The 20,874-nt window shown below is 33.0% G+C and carries 17 protein-coding genes and 1 tRNA gene; 5 read left to right on the forward strand and 13 right to left on the reverse strand.

The genetic code is table 11. The features are described from left to right. Positions 1-158 precede the first annotated feature (158 nt). The gene (locus tag QE431_RS21875) at positions 159-2,276 is read right to left on the reverse strand and encodes a glutamine--tRNA ligase/YqeY domain fusion protein (RefSeq protein WP_307300262.1); all 2,118 of its coding nucleotides are present in this window, start codon (positions 2,274-2,276) and stop codon (positions 159-161) included. Between the two features lie 107 nt (positions 2,277-2,383). Here QE431_RS21875 and folB point away from each other — a divergent pair, with 107 nt between their 5' ends. Both folB and QE431_RS21885 read left to right on the forward strand, forming a co-directional pair. Then, complete coding sequence (gene folB, locus QE431_RS21880) at positions 2,384-2,743, forward strand: dihydroneopterin aldolase (protein WP_057115457.1); 360 nt, start codon at positions 2,384-2,386, stop codon at positions 2,741-2,743. A 94-nt stretch (positions 2,744-2,837) separates the two neighbouring features. Further along, positions 2,838-2,908 (forward strand) — tRNA-Cys (locus QE431_RS21885). 541 nt (positions 2,909-3,449) lie between these two features. On the opposite strand, the gene QE431_RS21890 is transcribed toward QE431_RS21885, so the two are convergent. Genes QE431_RS21890 through rnr form a run of 3 tightly spaced genes read right to left on the reverse strand, consistent with a single transcriptional unit; the run spans position 3,450 to position 7,016 of the window. Further along, on the reverse strand, positions 3,450-4,127 hold the full coding sequence (locus QE431_RS21890) for a LysE family translocator (RefSeq protein ID WP_307300266.1): 678 nt from the start codon (positions 4,125-4,127) through the stop codon (positions 3,450-3,452). Between the two features lie 14 nt (positions 4,128-4,141). Then, entirely contained in the window at positions 4,142-4,810 is a 669-nt protein-coding gene (locus QE431_RS21895) for a head GIN domain-containing protein (RefSeq protein WP_057115460.1), read from the reverse strand. A gap of 25 nt (positions 4,811-4,835) precedes the next feature. Next, positions 4,836-7,016 (reverse strand): ribonuclease R, encoded by a 2,181-nt coding sequence (rnr, locus tag QE431_RS21900; RefSeq protein ID WP_281867007.1) that lies wholly within the window; start codon positions 7,014-7,016, stop codon positions 4,836-4,838. A 110-nt stretch (positions 7,017-7,126) separates the two neighbouring features. Here rnr and QE431_RS21905 point away from each other — a divergent pair, with 110 nt between their 5' ends. Further along, complete coding sequence (locus tag QE431_RS21905; RefSeq protein ID WP_057115462.1) at positions 7,127-7,360, forward strand: putative signal transducing protein; 234 nt, start codon at positions 7,127-7,129, stop codon at positions 7,358-7,360. A gap of 776 nt (positions 7,361-8,136) precedes the next feature. Continuing rightward, positions 8,137-8,568: a ribose 5-phosphate isomerase B gene (rpiB, locus tag QE431_RS21910; RefSeq protein WP_057115463.1), complete on the forward strand. Its 432-nt coding sequence runs from the start codon at positions 8,137-8,139 to the stop codon at positions 8,566-8,568. A gap of 155 nt (positions 8,569-8,723) precedes the next feature. Here the strand turns inward: rpiB and QE431_RS21915 are convergent, their stop codons facing one another. Further along, complete coding sequence (locus tag QE431_RS21915; RefSeq protein ID WP_307300272.1) at positions 8,724-8,993, reverse strand: DUF1294 domain-containing protein; 270 nt, start codon at positions 8,991-8,993, stop codon at positions 8,724-8,726. A 115-nt stretch (positions 8,994-9,108) separates the two neighbouring features. On the opposite strand from QE431_RS21915, the gene QE431_RS21920 reads away from it, so the two are divergent. Then, on the forward strand, positions 9,109-11,232 hold the full coding sequence (locus QE431_RS21920) for a Tex family protein (RefSeq protein ID WP_307300275.1): 2,124 nt from the start codon (positions 9,109-9,111) through the stop codon (positions 11,230-11,232). A gap of 98 nt (positions 11,233-11,330) precedes the next feature. On the opposite strand, the gene QE431_RS21925 is transcribed toward QE431_RS21920, so the two are convergent. From QE431_RS21925 to QE431_RS21960, 8 genes are all read right to left on the reverse strand, one after another. Next, entirely contained in the window at positions 11,331-12,734 is a 1,404-nt protein-coding gene (locus QE431_RS21925; RefSeq protein WP_307300277.1) for a glycosyl hydrolase family 8, read from the reverse strand. Positions 12,735-12,838: 104 nt separating this feature from the next. Next, the gene (locus QE431_RS21930; RefSeq protein ID WP_307300280.1) at positions 12,839-17,683 is read right to left on the reverse strand and encodes an Ig-like domain-containing protein; all 4,845 of its coding nucleotides are present in this window, start codon (positions 17,681-17,683) and stop codon (positions 12,839-12,841) included. 23 nt (positions 17,684-17,706) lie between these two features. Continuing rightward, a complete protein-coding gene (locus QE431_RS21935; protein WP_057115468.1) occupies positions 17,707-18,006 on the reverse strand; it encodes a hypothetical protein in 300 nt (99 codons plus the stop codon). A gap of 27 nt (positions 18,007-18,033) precedes the next feature. Further along, entirely contained in the window at positions 18,034-18,528 is a 495-nt protein-coding gene (locus tag QE431_RS21940; RefSeq protein WP_198530105.1) for a GNAT family N-acetyltransferase, read from the reverse strand. 13 nt (positions 18,529-18,541) lie between these two features. Further along, positions 18,542-18,994, reverse strand: a complete 453-nt coding sequence (locus QE431_RS21945; RefSeq protein WP_348773906.1) for a tail fiber protein — start codon at positions 18,992-18,994, stop codon at positions 18,542-18,544. A gap of 108 nt (positions 18,995-19,102) precedes the next feature. After that, entirely contained in the window at positions 19,103-19,624 is a 522-nt protein-coding gene (locus QE431_RS21950) for a phage tail protein (RefSeq protein ID WP_281867015.1), read from the reverse strand. 21 nt (positions 19,625-19,645) lie between these two features. Continuing rightward, a complete protein-coding gene (locus QE431_RS21955; protein WP_307300288.1) occupies positions 19,646-20,155 on the reverse strand; it encodes a phage tail protein in 510 nt (169 codons plus the stop codon). A 102-nt stretch (positions 20,156-20,257) separates the two neighbouring features. Next, complete coding sequence (locus QE431_RS21960; RefSeq protein WP_307300290.1) at positions 20,258-20,860, reverse strand: twin-arginine translocation signal domain-containing protein; 603 nt, start codon at positions 20,858-20,860, stop codon at positions 20,258-20,260. Positions 20,861-20,874 lie beyond the last annotated feature (14 nt).

The raw sequence follows: 20,874 nt of genomic DNA on the forward strand, positions 1-20,874 counted from the left end.
TAAGATTAATGAGGTGGAAGAATTAAAAAAATGCTTTAAAATTAATTTATGAAAGCTGTTTTTAATTTATAAAATTTATAGATTTTAATATTTTAATAAATTTTATATATAATAAAAAAGCGCTTTTAAAAAGCGCTTCTCCATAGATTCTAATTATTTTATTTTTTTACCATCTCGGCAAGAATTTCAATTTCTCTCTCCGATGCATTTTTGGGAGGATTTGAATATAATTTTAAAATTTCATCATCAAATTGATTTTTGAAACTTACTTCTTCAATATCTCTCAAATTTAATAATGCTTTAGATCGAACATAAGTTGATTCACTTTTTAAAGACATTAAATATAATTTCTTAATATCTTGTTCTTCAAAATCGGTCGATTTCCAACTTCCATATTTCAAAATAAATTGAGCAAACAACAACGAAGCCTTATTATTGTTGATATTCTTCTTTAAAGAATTTTGTAAAAGTGAAAAACTAGTAACATTTTTAATGTTCTCCCCTATTGCACTTTCAATTGCAATACGTTCTGGTTTACTTTCAACTTTAAAATATTTGTTGATTTCTTTTAACGAATTATTAATGCTGTTTTCTTCTTTTTTACCTTTTTCTTCCCAAGCATCTTTTAGTCCAACAGTTTTGTTAAACACTAATTTTGAAGCAGTTGAGTCTTTATCAACAGTAAAATAACCCAAACGTTGAAACTGGAATTTATCTTCATTTTGAGCTGTAGCTAAACTTGGTTCAACATATCCAGTTACAATTTCTAATGAATTTGGATTCACAAAATCTAAGAAATTTTTCTCTTTATAACTGTCTGGAGCTTCATCTGTAAACAAACGATCGTATAAACGAACTTCTGCTTCTAATGCATGCTGAATTGAAACCCAATGCAATGTTCCAGATACTTTTCTTTGGCTTGCTTCTGTCCCGCTTCCGCTTAAAGAATCAGTATCATATGTTACATGAATTTCTGTGATATTTCCTTCTGCATCTTTTATAACAGATTCACCTTTAATGATATATGCATTTTTAAGACGTACTTCTTTTCCTAATGTCAAACGGAAAAATTTAGCTGGAGCTTCTTCTAAAAAGTCTTCTCTTTCGATGTATAATTCACGAGAAAAAGGTACTTTTCTGAAACCTGCATTTTCATCTTCCTGATTATTTTCAGCTTCTAACCACTCCTCTTTCCCTTCTGGATAATTTGTAATTACCAATTTTACCGGATCTAAAACAGCCATTACACGAGGTGCAATTTTGTTCAAATCTTCACGAATACAGAATTCTAAAACCGATACATTAATTAAATTATCACGTTTTGCAATTCCAATTGTGTTGGCAAAATTACGTAAAGATGCTGCTGTATAACCACGTCTTCTTAACCCAGAAATTGTTGACATTCTAGGATCATCCCAACCGTTAACATGCTTTTCCTTAACTAGTTGCTGTAATTTTCTTTTACTAACAACGGTATGTGATAAATTACGTCTGGCAAATTCTCTTTGTTTCGGACGCAGTTTATTTTCGTCTAAAATCTGGTCTAAAAACCAATCGTATAATTCACGGTGAGGCAAGAATTCAAGTGTACAAAATGAATGTGAGATTTCTTCTAAATAATCACTTTGTCCGTGTGCCCAATCGTACATTGGATAAATTTTCCAGGCATCTCCAGTTCTATGATGATGCTTATGTAAAATTCTGTACATGATAGGATCACGCATCAACATATTGGTTGATTTCATGTCTATTTTTGCACGAAGAATATGTGTACCAGCCTCAAATTCACCATTTTTCATTCTTTCAAATAAATCTAAATTTTCTTCAACAGAACGATTTCTGTACGGACTATCTGTTCCTACAGTTGATGGCGTACCTTTTTGAATGGCCATATCTTCAGAAGACTGGCTATCAACATAGGCTTTATCTTTTTTAATTAATAAAACAGCCCAATCGTATAATTGTTGAAAATAATCTGATGCATAACGTTCTTCTGCCCATGTATAACCGAGCCATTCAACGTCTTTTTTAATGGCGTCAACAAATTCCTGCTCTTCTTTTTCTGGATTTGTATCGTCAAAACGTAAATTTACAGGTGACTGATAATCAATACCTAAACCAAAATTTAAAGCAATAGAACTAGCGTGCCCAATGTGTAAATAACCGTTTGGTTCTGGTGGAAAACGAAAATGAAGTTTAGTTTGTGAAAGACCTGATTTTAGATCTTCCTCTATGATTTGTTCAATAAAATTGAGTGATTTCTCTTCTGATGCCATTATTTTATAGTAATTTTAGCAAAGATAAAAAAAAGGTTTCAGGTTTCAGGTTTAAAGTCATTTAACTAGCGCAAAACCTGAAACTTTAAACTTGAAACAAGATAAAAATGGGAGTTATTAAACTTAAAAACATTCGCACTTTTTCGTACCACGGATGTTTAATTGAAGAAGGAAAAATAGGATCTGACTACACTGTAGATCTAAAAATTAAAACAAATCTTCAGAAATCGGCTGAAACAGATCATCTTTTAGACACTGTTGATTACGTTCATTTGAACAAAATTGTTACCGAAGAAATGGCGATTCGTTCGCATTTACTAGAACATGTAGCCAAAAGAATCAATATTCGTGTGCTGGCAGAGATAGAAACTGTAGAAAAAACAACAGTTTGGGTTTCTAAAATTAATCCTCCTATTGGTGGTGATGTTGAGTCAGTTACTATAAAAATGACAGAAATTAGAAAGTAATTATTTTATTTAAAATCGTATTTTTTCAAAATAGTTCATATGAAACTTTTGAAATTTAAAGATTTTAGTTACTTTTGCCATCCGTTCAAGCAATGGCGTCGTGGCCGAGCGGCTAGGCTGGGCTCTGCAAAAGCTCCTACTCCGGTTCGAATCCGGACGATGCCTCTAAAACCTTCAAATTACTTTGAAGGTTTTTTTATGTCTAATTTTTAGAAAAAATTAATTAAAATATATCGGTTCGAATCCAGACGATACCTCAAAAACCTTCAAGGAAACTTGGAGGTTTTTTATGTTTAATTTTTTGAAAAAATTAGATAAAGATTTATGTTCGAATCTTGACGATACTTCAAAACCTTCAAGGAAACTTGGAGGTTTTTTTATGTTTAATTTAGAAAAAATAGATAAAGATGTACGTTAAAATTCCAAAAATGTTTTAAAACTTTCAAGGAAACTTGGAGGTTTTTTTATGTTTAATTTTTAGAAAAAATTAGATAAAGATTTATGTTCGAATCCAGACGATGCTTCTAACCTTCAAAGCAATTTGAAGATTTTATTTATGCTCTTTTGGTCCTTGCGAGGAACAAAGTAATATTTTAAATGTTGATATTACTTCGTGAGATTATTTCGTTCCTCGTAAGGACTTATAAACACAAAAAAGCCCCTGAAATTCAGAGGCTTAATTTTGTATTTTAGAGTTATTAACAAACTACTTTTCGATTTTCTCGAAAGCATTTCGAACCATTTCTTTTTCTTTTGGAAACCATCCCTGAGTTATTAACACAACTCCAAAAACCATTAAAACAATACTAATTGCCTTTTTGATTTTAAGAATATTGGTCGGTGTCATTTTTGATTTTAATTGTTTGGCTAATAATATTTTAAGACAATCCACAAGTAAATAAGTAATGATTACGGATGCAAAAAATGTAATCATTCTTGAGTTTTGCATTTCTAATTTTGGTCCTACAGAAATGATAACAGCCAGCCAAAAACCTAATACTCCAATGTTGATAACGTTGAGTAAAAAGCCTTTTATAAATAGACTTCCGTAGTTTCTTTTAATGATATCACGGTCAATTTCCTCATCATCTATTTTTTCTTCATTTTTTAAACGAACGAAAGAAATTATACCATAAGCCAGCATTATTATTCCTCCAAAAATAAACAAAGCTGGTTTATCTTTTAAACTCTGAATTAATCTGTAACTTCCTAAATACGCGATAGCTATAAAAAAAATATCACCTAGAACTACACCGAAGTCAAATACAATTGCTGCTCTGAATCCTTTTGTAATACTGGTTTCTAGTAGTATAAAAAATACTGGACCTACCATAAAACTTAGAAAAAGTCCCCATGGCAGTCCAGCCAAAATATCATTTACCATCAAAATACAACTTGTTATTTTACTTCTTCGATTTTACCTCCAAAAACTGTTTTTTGATTTATTTGCTTTGGTTTTCCATAAATGTAAATAGAGCCTCCTGCGCTTACTTTTGCATCAACTAAGGTCGAAGCATTAACATCAGCTTTTCCTCCCGCAGAAACGCTTACATTAGTCTGAGAAGTCGCTAATTTACTTCCAAGGAAATAACCACCAGCTCCTAAACTGGCATCAAGGTTATCTGCTTTACCAGTTGCAGTGATTTCTCCACCAGAAACTGAACTTACTTTTAACTTATCAACATTCAAATCTACATTAATTTTTCCACCTTCCTGCGCACTTACTTTAAACGAAGTTGCTTTTAGTGTTTCTTTACTTGTAACTTCTGCTCCTTCATTAACATCAATCAATTCTATTCTTTTGTAATACAAAGTAATATCTAAATCATTTCCTGATAATAGTTTAGGAAAAGGCATTCTTAATTTTAATATTCCATTTTTATTGACAGCTTCAACCTCTGCTTCTCTTGCTCCTTTTATAACAACTTTATTCTCTGAAGATTGAACTAATTTTACACTTAATTTATCGTAAACTTTTACGGTATCGAATTCACCTAACTCTTTGGTAACCTGACCAAAAGACATTTGAACAAATAAAATTGCAGCTCCTATAATTAACTTTTTCATACTTTTATTTTTTTAAAATTAAACTTTATTCTGCTCTTCTTAAAAAATGAAAATCCAATTGTTTTTTAACTAAATCGGCATTTTTTACTTTAACATAAATTTCATCTCCTAATTGTAAAATACTGTTTGAAGTTGCTCCAACTAAAGCATACTGCTTTTCATCAAAAGTATAGTAATCATCTTTTATTTCTCTGATTCTTACCATTCCTTCGCATTTGTTAGAAACAATTTCAACATAAATTCCCCATTCTGTAACTCCTGAAATAACTCCCAAAAATTCTTCGTCCTGATGATCCTGCATGTATTTAACCTGCATGTATTTAATACTGTCACGCTCAGCATTTGTCGCTAAACTTTCCATATTGGAACAATGCAGACATTTTGTTTCGTACACTTCTTCGTCTACAGAAGCTCCACCATCCAGATAATACTGCAGCAAACGGTGTACCATAACGTCTGGATAACGACGAATTGGCGATGTAAAATGGCTGTAATAATCAAAAGCTAAACCGTAATGACCAATATTATCTGTAGAATATTTGGCTTTACTCATACTTCTAATCGCAAGAGTGTCGATTAAGTTCTGTTCTTTTTTACCATTTACTTCTTCCATCAATGCATTCAAAGACTTTGAAATATCGCCTTTGTTACGGAAATCTATTTTATAACCAAATTTAGCAATTACGGTTTGCATCGCAATTAATTTGTCTTCGTTTGGTTCGTCGTGAATCCTGTAAACAAATGTTTTCTTTTGTTTTCCAATGTATTCAGCCACTTTTCTGTTGGCTAAAAGCATAAATTCTTCAATCAAATGATTGGCATCTTTAGATACTTTAAAGTAAACTCCTTCTGGTTCACCTTCTGCATCCAAATTAAATTTCACTTCAACTTTATCAAAAGAAATTGCACCATTCTGCATTCTTTTCTTTCTTAAAATCTTCGCTAATTCATCTAATTTTAAAGTTGCTTCTGTAATTTCATCTGAAACAACATAAGATTCGCCAGTAATTGAAACATCAACTGGAATTGTATTGTCTTTTGTTTCAATGATATATTGTGCTTCTTCGTAAGCAAAACGCTGATCTGAATAAATTACTGTTCTACCAAACCATTGGTTAATAACTTGTGCAGTTGGCGAAACTTCGAATATCGCAGAGAATGTATATTTCTCTTCATTCGGACGAAGTGAACAGGCAAAATTAGATAAAACTTCAGGAAGCATTGGCACTACCCTATCTACTAAGTAAACAGAAGTAGCTCTTTGATAAGCTTCATCATCCAAGATTGTACCTTCTTCCAAATAATAAGAAACATCGGCAATGTGAATTCCAATTTCGAAGTTTCCATTCTCTAACTTTTTGAAAGACAAGGCATCATCAAAATCTTTTGCATCTTTTGGATCTATCGTAAACGTAAGCGTATCACGCATATCACGACGTTTCGCAATTTCAGATTCCTGGATCGAAGTATCTATTTTTTGTGCATAAACCTCTACTTCTACCGGAAAATCTGATGGAAGTCCATATTCCGCTAAAATAGCGTGAATCTCAGTATTGTGTTCTCCAGGTTTTCCTAAAACTTTTATGACAGATCCAAACGGACTATCAGCTCTTTTTGGCCAATCTTCGATCTTAACTAAAACAACATCACCGTTTTCTGCTTCACCAATTTTATCCTTCGGAATAAAAATATCGGTATACATTTTAGGATTTGCAGTAGAAACAAATGCAAAATTTGGCTGCATATCAATTACACCAACAAATTCTGTTTTATCCCTTTCTACAACTTCAATTACTTCACCTTCAGGTCTTTTACCTTTTCTTCTATTATAAACATAGACTTTTACTTTGTCTTTATCTAATGCACGATTCAAATTATTGGTCGGAATAAAAACATCTTCTGCAAAATCTGGACAAATAAAATATGCCGTTTTTCTGCTTGTCATATCTATTGTTCCTTCGTAGTAATCCTGACTTTCGGCTTTTACTAGATACTTTCCAGGTTCTGTTTCTATAATTTTCTTCTGCGAAGCTAGAATTTTTAATTCTTTTATAATTTGATTCCTGCTATTGGTATCGTCAAGTTCAAGCTTTGCTCCTATTTGTTTATAATTGAATGGTTTATTAGCATTTTGCGATAAAATCTTTATTATTTTTCCAGAGAAATCTTTCTCTTTTTTTATCGGCTTTCTAATTTTCTTACTCATATATCTTTTCTTATAAGGTTTAAAATTACAAATAAGAAATCAGATAATACTTTTTAACAAATAGAATTATTAAAAATATAACTTTTCGTACATTTACAAAAACACCTCATATGGAAAGCTTTAAGACCATCGCCATATTCAATTATCAGCACGAAACAGTGGTTCTCAAACACTTACTAGAACAAGAACAAATCCCTTATTTTTTCGAAAACGAAATGACACTTTCAGTCGTTCCAATGTACACTTCGGCGCTGGGTGGAATCAAACTCAAAGTTCATCCCAACGATTTCGAACAAGTTCAGGAAATCCTTGACAACTTAAACAATCCTCTCAAAATCGTTTAAAGAGATTCTTTTTTCAAACTAAATTCAATTTTTTCTTTTTAAACTTTTTTAGTTTTCAACATATATTAAATACAACAAAAAAGATTTTTAAAAATTTAAAAAAATTTGTTGGTTATTATAGTGTGTTAATATGTCGAATAAATTTATTTTTAAAAGCATTGAAATGAAGTTTCTCTTAGTTATTTTGAGTTATCAACATAGTTATTTTGAGCTAAAAGATTAATTTATAAGACTTTTTGTATTTTAATTAACAACGGTTGACAACCAAAAATGAATTGATTTTGTAGATAAGTTCATATGTTGATATTTGTTGAAAATGGCATTTTTGATATTGATAACTTTTCTAAAAATTCCCGAAACTTTATTAGGTTTTTTGATTCCAGTTTTGGATTAGTTTTTTTTTCGACACAACCAAAAAAAACTTCTAATTTTCTTTTCGAACTTATTAACAGTTTCTGTTAATTTAAAGTTAACTGAATATCAACGAATTACAAACTCCTATTAACACCTTAAAATTTTAACAAATATTCTGGTTATTCTTTATTGATTATGAGATACTTATGAAGTTATCAAAATTGTTAATAAGTGGTAAGGATTTGATATTAAGTAAGTTATGTTCTAAGCTTTTTGCTTTGAATTTCACGAATGTACACGAATTTCTATTGGAATGTTTATATAGTATTCAAAAAGAAAATAATTTGTGAAAATTGGTGTAATTCGTGGCAACCATTTATTAATTGAGTAAATTTGTACTACACAACTTAATAGTATAGAAAATGAAAATATCGATAGGAAACGACCACGCTGGACCAGAATATAAAAAAGCAATTGTTGAAATGCTTAAAGCAAAAGGATATGAAGTAACGAACTACGGAACTGATACTGATGCTTCTGTAGATTATCCAGATTTTGGGCATCCTGTTGCAAATGATGTATCTGAAGGAAAAGCTGATTTTGGAATTGTGATCTGCGGAAGCGGTAACGGAATTGCAATGACTGTTAATAAACATCCGAAAGTGAGAGCTGGTTTATGCTGGACTAAGGAAATTGCTTATTTAACACGTTTGCATAACGATGCTAATATTGTAAGTATTCCGGCGCGCTTTACTTCTATTCATCAAGCAGTTGAAATCGTTGAAACTTTCCTGACAACAGCTTTTGAAGGCGGAAGACATCAAAACAGAGTTAATAAGATTGCTTGTTCGTAAAAAGTCAAAAAAAATCGGGTGCTTCGCACCAATGTAAATAAACAAGCCGGGCGGATTTTTAAAATTCATCCGGTTTTTTTATTTAAAGTACTTAAATTCAATATATTGAAGTTATTTTAAATTATACTTTTTAAGGTTATTAACAATGTTAATATCTATATTTTTTGAGTTAGCATGAAGTAAATTAAAACAACTTGTAGTAAAAGAATCAATAAGAATTTGACAATAAATGAAGTTTTACTCGTTTTATGTTTAAAGAAAAACATAGCTGTTAATAAACCTATTGTTCCGCCAATTGTTTGAAGAAAAAACAAAGTATTTTCAGGAATTCTTCGTTTATTTTTTCGAGCCAGATATTTATCGTATCCAGCAAGAATAAAAAGGAGAATATTTATAAATAAAAAATAGAGTAAAAAAATTTCCATTGGCGTAAAATTAAAAACAAAGATATTATTTTAGCCGAATCATTGATGAATTTACAAATCGTTTTAACAAGTAAATTATATCATGTTGTAATTAAGAATTTATTTCATTAAACGTATGACTAATATTCAATTCATTGCCAAATCTGTTCAGGCACCTGCAGTCAGCATTCAAAACACCGTAAAATTATTAGAGGAAGATTGTACAATTCCGTTTATTTCGAGATATCGAAAAGATGCGACTGGTAATCTTGATGAAACTGTAATTGAGCAGATTGCAAAATTGCAGAAAGATTATGACACACTTGTAAAGCGTAAAGAAGCAGTTCTGAAATCTATTGAAGAACAAAAAGCGCTCACGGCGGATTTGAAGAAAAAAATTGAAGACAGTTTTGATCTGCAGGAAATTGAAGATTTCTATCTTCCGTACAAAAAGAAGAAAAAAACAAAAGCAGATGTTGCCCGCGAGTTTGGTTTAGAGCCTTTGGCAAAAATCATAATGTCTGAAAGTGATGTTGATGTCGATTTTGTTTCGACACAATACATTAATGAAAATGTGATTAATGAAGAAGCGGCTATGCAAGGCGCGCGAGATATTGTGGCAGAATGGATTAATGAAAATATTTATGTTCGTAAACAGCTTCGTAGATTATATCAACGAAAAGCAACAATTGCAACCAAAGTCGTAAAAAAGAAAGCGGAAGAAGAAGGAGCACAAAAATTCAGTCAGTATTTTGATTGGGAGGAGCCTTTGACAAAAGCGCCGGCGCATCGTTTATTGGCAATGCTTCGCGCTGAAAATGAAGGTTTTATTAAAATGAAAATAGATGTTGATATCGATGATGCTTACGATGTTATTGACGAAATCATTATTAAAAAACAAAATAGCACAACAGCTCATTTGCAGTTAGCAATTGAAGATAGTTACAAACGTTTATTAAACCCAGCAATTGGAAACGAAACACTACAGGAAGCAAAAGCAAAAGCCGATGCGAATTCCATTCAGGTTTTTGCCAACAATTTAGGACAATTATTATTGGCGCCGCCTTTGGGAGAAAAACGTATTCTGGCAATCGATCCAGGATTTAGAAGTGGTTGTAAAGTAGTTTGTCTGGACGAAAAAGGCGATTTGTTATATAACGAAACGATTTACCCGCACGCGCCTCAACATGAGGAAACTATGGCGATTAAAAAAATCCGTTCGATGGTAAATGCCTATCAAATTGATGCGATTTCTATTGGAAATGGAACTGCTTCGCGCGAAACCGAATTTTTCATCAAAAAAATCGCGTTCGACAAACCAGTGCAGGTTTTTATAGTTTCTGAGGCTGGAGCTTCAGTTTATTCGGCATCAAAAATTGCGAGGGAAGAATTTCCAAATTATGATGTAACGGTTCGTGGTTCGGTTTCTATCGGAAGACGACTTTCAGATCCTCTGGCCGAATTGGTAAAAATTGATCCAAAAGCGATTGGAGTAGGACAGTATCAGCACGATGTTGACCAAACGAAATTAAAAGAAGAATTGGATAACACCGTAATTCGCTGCGTAAACTCGGTTGGAATTAACATCAACACCGCAAGTAAACATTTACTGAGTTATGTGAGTGGAATAGGAGAGAAGCTGGCAGAAAACATTGTACAATACCGCTCTGAAAACGGACCTTTTGAAGACAGAAAACAGTTGAAAAAAGTGCCTCGTTTGGGAGATAAGGCTTATCAACAAGGAGCAGCGTTCATTAGAATTACAAATGCTAAAAATCCGCTGGATAATTCGGCAGTGCATCCAGAGGCTTATCCAGTTGTGGAGAAAATGGCAAAAGATTTGAAAATTTCTGTAAACGAATTAATTGCTAATAAAGAGAAAACAGCGCTTATTAAGGCCGAAAACTATATTACACCTGAAATTGGTTTACTTACGCTAAAAGACATCATAAAAGAGCTTGAAAAGCCTGGTTTAGATCCAAGAAAGTCGGCTAAGGTATTTGAGTTTGATGCCAATGTAAAATCAATCAAAGATTTGAAAACAGGAATGATTTTACCTGGAATTGTGAATAACATTACCAACTTTGGCTGTTTTGTTGATATCGGAATCAAAGAAAGCGGTTTAGTACATATTTCACAGTTAAAAGCTGGATTTGTAAGCGATGTAAACGAGGTTGTAAAATTACATCAGCATGTTGATGTGAAGGTTACGGAAGTTGATGAAGATAGAAAGAGAATTCAACTGACGATGATTTTATAAAATTCCAATTTATAAAATTCCAAATTCCAAACTGTTTGGAATCTTTAAATGAAAAACTCCCAAATTACAATTGTAATTTGGGAGTTTCTATTTTTAGACTATTTCAAAATCACTTTTTTGGTAATGTTTTTAAAATCATCATTGGATATTTTTACCAAATAAACTCCTCGCGCTTGGTTGGCTAAATTTATTTCTGTCAATTCTGAAGTTGTTTTTTGTTGATGAATAACACTTCCTGAAGGAGAAATTATCGAGATAGTAGATTTCCCAGGTGCACTAACTGTGATTCGATCAGCGCTCGGATTTGGAAAAAGCGTAACAGTAGATTTTTCAATATCAAAATTTTCATTGGACAAAGTAGCAGTTGGAGGCAGATAAAAATTACCAGTTAGTAAAAAAGAATATAATGTTTTTAGGGTGTGATTGAAGTAGCTGTTTGGTTCGTTGAGGTTTTTTAAATCGGTGTAAGAAGCATCTAAATGCGCTTGATTTTCTCCCGCCATAGCAGCACAGGCAAATGCGCCCACAAAAGTAGCATTGTGCCATTGGCCGCTTACTGTTCCGTTTTGATTGTATCCATCTTTAATATTTGCCGAACCTCCAAGATTAACACGAACAAAATCAGATGATTTCTTACCATACGTTTTGGCATCGGCATTTCCATACCATAAATAATCAACCGCAATACGCCAAGGCGTTCTGGCAGCATCATACGTATAACTTTTTCCGGCATTGTTATATCCGTTTGCTGCAGCTATAGCAGAATAAGCGCCAGAAGCTTCGCACCAGTCCGAAACTAATCCGCCAACAGCATTGTTTACAGTAAGATTATTGTTAATAACTGTATAAGATTTCGCTGCAACCTGATTCCAAAAAACGACATCATTTGTAAAAACTCCAAATGCTCTGTAATAAGCAGGTGAGAAGTAAGAAGGATTTGTGATTTGGCTACCGCCGAATTGATCTCCAGGTTTTAAAACATAAGTATTGGCTTCCACTTCATAATTTTTAATAGCAGAAATTAAAGCAGTCGCATCGGTTTTGTAGTTAATGATTCCAATGCTTCCCCATTGATAATCGGCAACGATAAGGGCAAATGCAGCATCAAGCTCTGCATCTGTAGCTCCGTTTTGACCAATAGCTCCAGAACAGCCATTAATTTTCCAGTTCATTACTTTGTTGCCGTTTACATTGTCTTTGTAATACAACCAAAGTCCGTCAAAAAGGTCCTTGTCTGCCTTATAAACAGATAATAGCATTCCATAACCAATTCCTTCAGAAACGGTTTGAGATGGATCATCAAATTTTACTCTGTATCTTCCGTTAGAACAAGGCTCAACAAAATTGTTTTTCCAAAGATCATAATTGTTTTGGGCATCTTGGCTGTTTTTGGGCGAGGGCATTAAGCCATTTGCAAAAACAACATTGGCAGGAAACGGCTGCTTTTGTGCATTACTTTTGAGGCACCAAAAAGCAACAGTAATTAGAAGTAGGTTTTTCATAATTATTGTTTAATAGATTTAGGGACTCTAAAAGTAAGATTTTTTAGATATAAAAAACCCCGAATTAAATTTTAATTCGGGGCTGCTTTAAATATTAAAATATATTATTTTTTTAGAATAAATTTTTGAGCTTTAAATGTATTATGATTGCTGTTTTTAATTAAATAAACACCATCAGAAAGATTTTCTATGTGAATTGTATTTAGAATATTTGAATCTAGATTTACTGATTTTACAATTTTACCAGAAGCATCAATAATGATATAATTTCCATTATATTTAGTTACAATATTTAATATTCCTTTACTTGGAATAGGATACATTCTAAATTCGGCTGATTTAAAATCATCAACACCTAATGTTGATACATTTATACAATCTGAAACAATTGTACAGCCTGCCACTGTAATTTCAACCTTATATTCTCCAACAACAGATGGTGTAAAGGATTGATTGTTTTCGTTAGCTAATAATGTATTTGGACATTTATACCATTGGTATGCGGCTCCTGCATGATCAGATGTTAATATTCCTGAATTTAAACTTACAGATTTTAAAATGGCAGATGAATTGTTGATAGTTAATTGTAACGTTTTAGTATCACAGCCAGCACTATAAGTGTAAGTTCCAGAAGTTGTGTATGTTACCCCATTCACAGGCCAACTGTAACTGTCACAAGCTAATTCTGTCTGCGTAGAATTTGTTGCATTAGTTATTGTTAATGCTAAAGTTTTAGTATCACATCCCGCAGTATTTGTGTAAGTTCCAGAAGTTGTGTATGTTACCCCATTTGCAGGCCAAGTGTAACTGTCACAAGCTAATTCTGTCTGCGTAGAATTTGTTGCATTAGTTATTGTTAATACTAAAGTTTTAGTATCACATCCCACAGTATTTGTGTATGTTCCAGAAGTTGTGTATGTTAGCCCATTCACAGGCCAGGTGTAACTGTCACAAACAGATTCTGTCTGCGTAGAACTTGTAGTATTAGTTACTGTTAATACTAAAGTCTTAGTATCGCATCCTACAGTTTTTGTGTATGTTCCAGAAGTTGTATAAGTTTCTCCATTCACAGGCCAAGTGTAACTGTCACAAACGGATTCTGTCTGCGTAGAACTTGTAGTATTAGTTACTGTTAATACTAAAGTCTTAGTATCGCATCCTATAGTTTTTGTGTATGTTCCAGAAGTTGTGTATGTTACCCCATTTACAGGCCAAGTATAACTATCACAAACGGATTCTGTTTGGGTAGAGCTTGTAGTATTAGTTATTGTTAATACTAAAGTTTTAGTATCGCATCCTACAGTTTTTGTGTATGTTCCAGAAGTTGTGTATGTTTCTCCATTTACTGGCCAAGTGTAACTGTCACAAACAGATTCTGTCTGTGTAGAATTCGTTGTATTAGTTATTGTTAATGCTAAAGTTTTTGTATCACAACCTATCTTATCTGTATAAGTTCCAGAAGCTGTGTATGTTTGTCCATTTACAGGCCAAGTATATGAATCACATCTAGAAATTGTTTCCACAGGAGATGATGTAGAAGGTGTTATGGTTAAATTCAATGTTTTAGTATCACAGCCAACAGTTGCTGTATATGTACCAGAACTATTATAAGTTACTCCATTAACACTCCATTTATAAGTATCACATGCAACTACATTTTCTGGTGCAGAAGTTGTAGAAGGTGTTATGGTTAAATTCAACGTTTTAGTATCGCAGCCTACAGTCGATGTATATGTACCTGAACTAGTATAAGTTGTTCCATTTACACTCCATTTGTAAGTATCGCACGCGACTACATTTTCTGGTGGAGAAGCAGTGGAAGGTGTACCAGTAACCGTTTTTACCAAAACTCTGTCACTTGCACAATATGCAGTTTCACACGCTACGCAGTAAGTTGTATTATTTGCCGTTGGAGTTGCTGAAACGGAAGCTCCAGTTGCAAAACTTGTTCCTCCAGTCATTGCAGTATACCAAGTAGCAGTTGTATTAAGAGGGCAAACAGCGTTCAAAGTAACTGCAGTACTTCCTAAACAAGTAATATTTTGTGTATCAGTAGTAACTGTAGCATTTGCTGGTTTGATCGATGTGGTAGTAATATTTGAATTTACCGTTGCAAAATTTGAACCACTTACCGTCGCTTGATTTGTAACAGAACAAGTGTTTTGTGGTAATGTCGCAGCAGCATTAATTGTTGCACTAAATGTAATTACTGTAGATTTCCCTGCTGGTAAAGTAAATGGTCCAGCAGAAAGTGTTGTTGCAGCAGCAGATGCACTTTTTGCAGTAACTGAATTATTGTTTTGAAGATTTGCAGCAACAGTTTCTACTGTTGGAGCTGTTTCTTCTGTAGGAACGGTTTGAGTAGGAGCCATTTTTGAAGCTGAAGCATTGTCAGGAGCAGTAACTGTACCTGAAACTATTTTTCCAGTATATGGAGGCTCATGTAATGCTGTCCCAGTGCTATTATTTGCGTCCCAGAATGTTTTTAGCTGCACAGAATTATTGGTAAAATTTGTTCCAGGAACAAAGGCAGCTGTACCCTGCAATATTACTTGAGAATTTGTACCTTGAGAGACAACATCAAATGTTCCTGCTATTAATCCAGTAGGAGCGTTTGTTATGTTTCCTGTTATATTGGCAGCACTTATCATGTTACTTGAATTATTATCAGCATAAGATACTATTGCTATATGAGCATAGCCACCGTTAATAAGCGATATGTTATTATTTTTAATTGTAGCATCGATTCTAGCAGTACTTACTATATTATTATCATTTGCCTCAGAAGAAATACCATAAGTACCAGCATTGGTAATGGTGTTACCAATTATTTCAGTAATATGTTTGGCACTTCCGTATGCAGAAACAGTAATTGCAGTAGTAGAAGATGATACACCACCTGCATCAATGATATTATTATTTATTCGTCCTTTAACAGTTCCAGATCCTTGATTTCCAACATTGCATGTATAAAGGGCATTATAACTTGATTTTATAGTATTGTTTATAATATTATAATTTACAGTTGCAGATTCATTTACTTGTAATGATAAACCACTGCTTCCTGGACTAGAGGTTGCTGCATTTATAGTATTTGCATCTGTAGCAGCATTATTACCACCTATTTGTACAGTATTTGAAGATGTTCCATAAAAGTTTAGTGCTAAACCAGTACTTTTAGAATTCGAAAAATCATTTTTCTTAAAAACTAAATTGTTAATGGTGCTCCCTTTAGCCTGAAAAATAAAGTTACTATCTCCGTTTGATTTATTGAAAGAATTTTTAAATTGACATCCTGTAACGGCCAATGAAAGATTTGGATTCTGAGAAAGAAGTCCATTAAATCCAAAAAAGCCTCGTCCCCAAGAGTCATTTACATTTGTGTTGGTTATGGAGCAAGTTCCTTTTAAGTTAAGAGCAAATATTCCGCCGACATTTACATTTCCGCCATTATAACTTCCGCAACCAGTTAATGTACTATTACTTAAAGCAAAATTAGTAACATTATTAAGGTTAATACCCATAGAATTAGTTGTTCCTGTAATAGCAATGTTATCTAAAGTAACACCACCAGAAATAGATTTAAAAAACATCGCTCCAAAAGAACTGCTGTTATCATCTTCTGGATTACTTGCGATTGAAGTTGAACTATTTGCATTCGTAAAATTCATGTTTTTAAGTGAGATATTGGCACATGAAATAAATTCAACACCTCTATCTTGAATATTTAAAATAGTACCTCCAGATCCTGCTGTAGTTCCAGTTCCTGTTATTTGAAAATTTCCTGCAGCATTTGTAACCGAGATTCCTTTTACAGCATTATTACAAGAAATACTTTGAAAAACGCAATCTATGGTACTTGCTGTACTTGCATTACCAATACTTACAGCTTGACCATTTGTTACATTAATCGTAGCATTTTTGATTTTTAAATTACCAACAGCAGACCCAGACAAGGTTCCAGTCATTGCTACAGCCTGAATATCATTATTTGCTTTTAAATTAATACCTGCAATAATAGGATTTGTTCCTGCTGTTGAAGGTAGTGTGTTACTATAACTTGGCACTGTAAGGCTTAATATAGAAACTAAACTTAGCGCCGCACCTTGGCCAATTACTTTTTGATCATTATTTAAATTCAAAGTTCCAAGAGCTGTTCCACTATATATAAAAATAGGATTTGCGCTTGTACCTGTAATACTGCTTAAAGCTTTATAAGGTGTAGCCAAAGTACCGTTTCCTGCTGTTGCAGCGGCTCCGTTAACAAATATGATAGGTGTAGTAACAGTAATGTTTACTGTGGCTGTTGAGGTTTTTCCGCTTCCAGTTGTTACAGTGTAAGTAAAACTATCCGCTCCAGAATATCCTGCATTAGAATTATAAGTAAAAGAGCCATTTGATGCCAGATTAACAGTTCCGTTTGTCGGATTAGTTAAAACACCAGCGGTTAAAGTTGTTCCGTCTGGACTTATATCATTTACTAAAACTCCTTGTGCAGCATTTACAGTAATACCAACATTTCCTATACAAGAATAAGAATCATTATTACCAATTGGAGTGGCTTTAAAAGAATTAGGCACTAAGGTTAAATTTGAATCTAATATATCCTGAAAAGTGGTTCCTAATGCATCATCTGCGCCCGTGTTTGCAATTGTAATAGTATAATCAAGCTGAGAACCAGGTTGTGCATTCCCACCACCATTTACAGCTACAGCATTTGTTAGAGTAACAGTTGCAGCAACTGCAGAGGTAGTTTTCTGGATTTTCTTAATCTCAGGCTTTTTACTTTTATTTTTTTCTTCTTTTTGATTAATAAAAGTTATTTCAGCTTTTGCTAAACTTTCAACTATAGGGGCAACAACATTTTTCTTGATAATACTATTGTATTTCATACCGAAGCTTAGAAATCCTAATAATATTATTACAACTAAGAGTTTGTTATTTTTCATTTTTTTTGCTTTAAATTGCCTGATTAAGAAAATACTGCTTCATATTTCATTCCCACTTCATCAAAACCAAGTGGAGTCAGAAATAATTCTAAATTGCCTTCTTGAGGGTGGATTACAGTAAAAATACCCTGCTCGTAATATTCATCTTTTTGTTGAGTACGAAAAACTAAAGAAAATGGAGTTCTTTCTAAGGGAGAATAACTGTTGAATTCTGTTGCCGAAATTAATTCCGCGTCAAGCTGAACTTCTTCCGAAATTTTAATGACAAAAATTGTATTAAGTAATGAATTAAAGTTATTTACAGAGAGTAAAGTTATATCCATAGAGTATAGTTAGTCGTTATATTTCAATTATTTAGAGGTCCATTCCATTAAATGATAAACTCCATTTGTTTCGCTTATTTTTTTAAATCCTAATCTTTTGTATAATTCCATCGCAGGGTTAAAAACTTCTACATGTATCTCTACACTTCGATTATGATCAGCCGCTTTTTTCAGAATTTCTTTTAAAATAGAGCTGCCAATACTTTTATTTCGCCACTCTGGTAATATTGTAATGTCTATAATTTTAATCCCTTCGTTTTCAAAAGAAAAATCAATATATAATCTTCCGATTGGTATATTCTCTTTTTCAATTATATAGTATTTAGTTTTTAAAAAAGTTTTCTGATAATATTGATGTTGAGCATAAAACTGCTGGTCAATAAAAAGCTTTTTTTGTTCATCATTCCAATTCGTTCCTTTATCTAATTCTTCTTGACGTGTACTGCCATATATTTCACGAAGAAGTGGCATGTCCATTTCCTCAATGCTGCGAAAACCAATATCTTTTATTTCTAATTCCAAATCATTAATAAAATTAGGGTCTTTGAGGAAAAATTCCTTGAAGAGCGATACAAAAATTCATTGTCAAATAAGGCATCATATTATTGTGAGGGATGCTCGATCCACTGGTAGCAATTGTCTTTTCTCCCATAAGAGCATCTGTACCAGCATTAGTATAAACTCTTATAGGATTACCTCGACCTAAACTATTATTAGCGGGAGAAGTTGATTGAGAATTTAAAGTAGCCGCCATTAATGAATGAGTATGTAATGGAATTTCAGATTCTAGTAAAGTAACCGTTTCAGATCCACCAATTTCTCCCAAATTATGTAATGATAAACCCGGACCTTGTCCGGGGTGCATTGGTACACTCCCTTGTAAATCGGGTAATGCAAAATTACTTTTCCCATCACCTCCATAAGTTGTCCCCAGTAAAGAGAAAAGTGCTGTATTTTGAGATATGGGTAATAATTGGCCATTACACATAGCCCAACCTGTGGGTGCAAAGTTAAATGGGAACAGGCGTATCTCGGCAACAAATTGATCCATAGTTTATATTGTTATATTTTACTAAAAAGAATTAAATTTTAAGTTCTAATTTTGAATGGGAAATATTCCAAACAACGAGATAATAAAATTGATACATAAATACGGCTGAAAATTAGTATGTGGCTGACTACCTCCAACCGGAGTAATTACAGCTGAATTTAGAGCTGTTGTAGGAGTAGCACTTGAATACATTTTACTTCCCGGCGGAGTTGTACTTAATTGAGCGCTTGCAGCGCTTGCAGTATCTGCTAAATCTGTTGCCGCCAATAATGAATGACTATGCGCAGGAATTTGATTAACAGTAAGAGTCACTTCTTCAGCACCACCTGTTTCTGCTAATGTAAAGTTTGTACCATAATTAGCATTACCCGTATGTATAGGAACTCTGCCTCTTAAATCGGGTAGTGCAAATGTACTTTGGCCGTCACCTCCATACGTAGTACCAATTAATTGAAATAGCGTTTCATTTTCCGAAATAGGGAGAATTTGTCCTTCACAAAATTGCCATCCGTTAGGAGCAAAATTTCCCGCAAACATTCTGATTTCACCAATGTAAGGTTGTGACATATCTAATTTTTTCTAATTATTTTAATTTTGACTTGGAAAAACACCTACTAACGAAATACAAAAATTCAACGTTAAGAAAGGCTGCATATTTAAATGTGCCTGACTTCCACCCACATTTGTAATTGATCCAGAGTTCATAGCAGTAAAATTTTGACTTTGGCCGCTATAAACTAAATTTGGAGCTGTATTTCCTAAATAATTTGCAGAAGCAGGAATATTTGTATTTACTGCATCTGTTTTCACCTTCAAGGCATGAGTATGCTGTGGCAGCTCAGAAATATTTAAGGTATGTGCATATTCGCCAGCTTGTTCACCAATAATATGTCCATTTCCAAAATGAATAGGGGTCCTGCCGCGTAAATTAGGTAAAGCAAAATTAACTCTTCCATCTCCACCATACATCGTTCCCAATAATGAAAACAATGCTTGGTTTTGATTTATCGGTAAAAGCTGTCCATTACACATCGCCCAGTTTTTTGGAGCAAAGTTAAATGACATGATGCGTATTTCTCCTAAAAAAGGTTGTGCCATAATTTTGAGTATTTATAGGTTAAAGAAGATTTTTTTTAAATCAAAAAAGAATTAACAGTAAGCTTATGCTTAGAAATTACTTCTTTCTGGTAAACAATAGAATTACCTTCTTTTATGATAATTTTTGTTGAAGTTTGATCTGAAGCTAAAATAGTTTGCAAAAGAAACGCTTCCTTTTTGTGTATCAAAAGAATACGGATTTAATTGCTGCGTTGGAGCAGGAAATAAATATTTTGATAAATCAACATTAGGATTATTTTTCTTTAATTCTGCCATTGCATGAGAAATCGCTTCCAAATCAAAACCTGATAAAGATTTTACAGGTTTCCATTCGCCGTTTTCATTTTTTCCAAAACATAATAAAACATCATCTATTTTTCCAGTTGTTTCGGTATGAAGATGCATTGGAAACATTTTTAAAAAACCATCCTGAGAACTGTAACAAACATCTGAAGCTGCTTCATATCCATTTTTTTGCCAAGTTATAATGCCTTTAGTATAGCATTCCTGCAAAGAATGGTCAAGTTGAAAAGTACTTGAAGCGGATAATTTTAAAAACTTTGATAGAATATTTTCATCATTTGAATGCTTTAAATCCCAAAAGTCTGTAAAGGTATTTTGGGCAATAAGAGAACTGCTGAATAATGTTGCAGCTCCTGCAATGCCAACGTTTTTTATAAAACTCCTACGTGTTGAATTAATCATAATTATCTGCTTAT

The sequence above is a fragment of the Flavobacterium sp. SORGH_AS_0622 genome (assembly GCF_030818825.1).
Classification (GTDB): domain Bacteria; phylum Bacteroidota; class Bacteroidia; order Flavobacteriales; family Flavobacteriaceae; genus Flavobacterium.